Source organism: Roseospira marina (assembly GCF_014197855.1).
Taxonomy (GTDB): domain Bacteria; phylum Pseudomonadota; class Alphaproteobacteria; order Rhodospirillales; family Rhodospirillaceae; genus Rhodospira; species Rhodospira marina.
Map to the genome: position 1 here is coordinate 1 of NZ_JACIGJ010000044.1, position 2,524 is coordinate 2,524.

Here is a 2,524-nt window from a genome sequence, read left to right on the forward strand (position 1 = left end):
CGAGGCTCGTCAACGACACGCTCAGCCGCCACAGCCCGGCGCCGTCTCCCTCGTCCCATGCGCCCCCGGCATGGGCCACAGCGTCGGCGTGACCGGACAGGCGCGCATTATCTGGCCATGTCCACTCCGACGGGGCGGATGAGGAGAGCGCCGGGACAAACACGTCGCGGAAGTCGTGCCCAGGACCGCTCTGCGCGCGCATGGTCACCGGGCGTAGGCCCGGCGCGGCTGTCGCCCCGGTGTCCACCCAGGTCTGGCCGCCGTCGCGGTCCCAAATCTCGATAACGTCGCTGGACGTGGCTCGGAGGCCGGCCAAAAACTGCGCGACATTGCCCCACAGGCCGACGATGCCGCGATATGTGGCCTGGGCCACGTCGGCGGCATCGACCCGGGCGCGGTTGTCGCCCGATACCGGCTCATCCACCCGGCCCCGCCCGATCAGGGCCTGACTATCCGACCCGCCCATCTCGATCATGGCCAGCATCTGTATCGCGGCGAGCTGGTAGATCGACCACGCGTCAAATCCGGTTACGCCGCCGACGTTGCGCGCCTGACAGCGGGACCGGTATGTCGCGAACGGCAGGTTCACGAGCGGGAGCACGCCCGGAGCACTGCCGACCATTGTGCCGCCGTCATTGCTCCCCTGATATTTAGCGACCCAGAAATGTGGGATGTCCTCCCCGCCCGCGCGAAACGCAGGGTGACGGACAAACCCATCGGCCGGCACGGAGCTGACCCACCAGCACGTCCGCCCGGCCTGGTCGCTTCCGACTGGGGCGGTGCCGACGCGATAGTAGAACGCGGGGATGCGGACCATCGCCTGACCATCGACGACTTCGTCGACGATCCCACCCCACACAGGGTGGCGGTCCCACGCCGGGCCACCGAAATCATAGGGGGTTGTTGTGAGGTTGGCGCCGTGCTCGCTGACCCGCTGCCACGTCCCAGCGCCACCACCCGTCGACACCAGGGCCACACCCATGATGGGCCTCAGCGTCTCGGCCGTCGTGACGATGACACGCGGGCTCTCGGCACTCTCCACGCCGTCGGCGTCGCGGTGCTGTGCCGTGATGTCGTAGGACGACAGAGTATTGATCGATCCGTCATCCGGCGCGACATGCGTCACCGGTCCCGTCACCCAGCCGCTGTCGTGCACGATGGTCGCGCTTTCCGGCTCATACCAGCGCACGCGCAGACCGCCGGACTCCACGCCGTACAGCCCGCGCATCGGGCCGGTCGTGACGTCCAGTTGCGCGTCGGTGCTGCCGTGGGCCGGCGTGATGATGGTCGGCGTCTTGACCAACGGCCGGCGGGCGTCGATGGCATAGGCGAGACCGGGCAGGTCCACCCAAACGCCGGACGCTTGCCAACCGTCGATGTCGGCATTGGTCGCGCGACCCCACGGGACGAACTTTTGCAGGTCCTCGCGCCACAGCAGCCCTTCGCCGTGCCGCACCTCGCTGAGACCGAGGGCACCCGCCAGCACCGCGATCTCGTCCAGCATCGGTTCCAGGATCTCCGCCGCCGCCGCGCCGGCCGCCAGGGTGGACTTGATTTCCTGTACCAACAGCGAGACGGCATACGGCAGGGCGTAGGCGCGGGGCAGCGCGACGCCATCGACCACGACAGTTTCGGCCAGCCCGAAATCGCGCACGAAGTCCTCGGTGTTCCACGACAGGCCTTTGACGGTGAACTGCGTCATGCAACCTCCTCAATGAACTGGAACGTCGTATCGACCCAATCGTGTCGCGCGAGCGTGGAGGCCGGCAGACGGGCCAACGTGGCGAGGCCCGACCGCCGGTGACGGTCGCGGCTTTCCATGGGGTTGAACGAGACGTAAAGCTGCCGCGACCGGCCGACGCGCCCGACCATGTCGTAGACGTCGCGCATGGCCTCGGCCTCGGGCAGGCCCTCGATCGGTACGGTCATCGTGCGGCGACGGGGGCCGTGGTCGGCGTCGGTCCGACCGGACAGCAGCGTGCGGACCTTCGACAAATCCTCCCAGCCCCACTCGCATTGGAACGAGGCCGGGACGGACGTCTGCCAGCCGCCGCCGGTCCAGGCACGGGCCAGGGTGACGGACCCGGCCGGGTTGGTGGGGTCGGATATGACGATGTGCTCATAGCGGCCCAACACGGGCTCGGGGGCCACGTCGTGCCAGAACCAGCGCGGATACTGCCGCAACTCCCGATCTGAAATCCGGCCGTGCCCCCAGGACGGATCGGCGCGGGGCCGGTCGAAGGCGCCACCGATGGGCGGACACCAGTCCGTCGGGCCGCTGGTGTGCAGGACCTCGTTGCCAGCGGGATCCAGGGAGATGACGCGCGTGAGGCTGGCGACCTTGGACATGGACCCCAGCAGCACGCAGACGCGCAGGTCCGTCAGCGCGCCATAGTCGATGGTGAAGCGCGTGGCGCCCTCGTCCAGGCCATCCGATTGCGCGGTCAGCAGGAAGCGCGGATCCAGCAGATTGGACAACGGCCGCGCGCTGATCCATGCGCCGCCGGAGAGGGTCGCGGGGGTG

The 2,524-nt window shown here is 68.8% G+C and carries 2 protein-coding genes; both read right to left on the reverse strand.

Translation table 11 applies throughout. From position 1 onward, the window contains the following. Window positions 1–1,702: hypothetical protein (locus GGD82_RS20675; protein ID WP_184013345.1), on the reverse strand; the 1,702-nt coding region annotated here is incomplete at its 3' end. After that, on the reverse strand, window positions 1,699–2,524 hold an 826-nt coding region (locus tag GGD82_RS20680), incomplete at its 5' end, for a hypothetical protein (protein WP_184013346.1). The genes GGD82_RS20675 and GGD82_RS20680, both read right to left, overlap by 4 nt.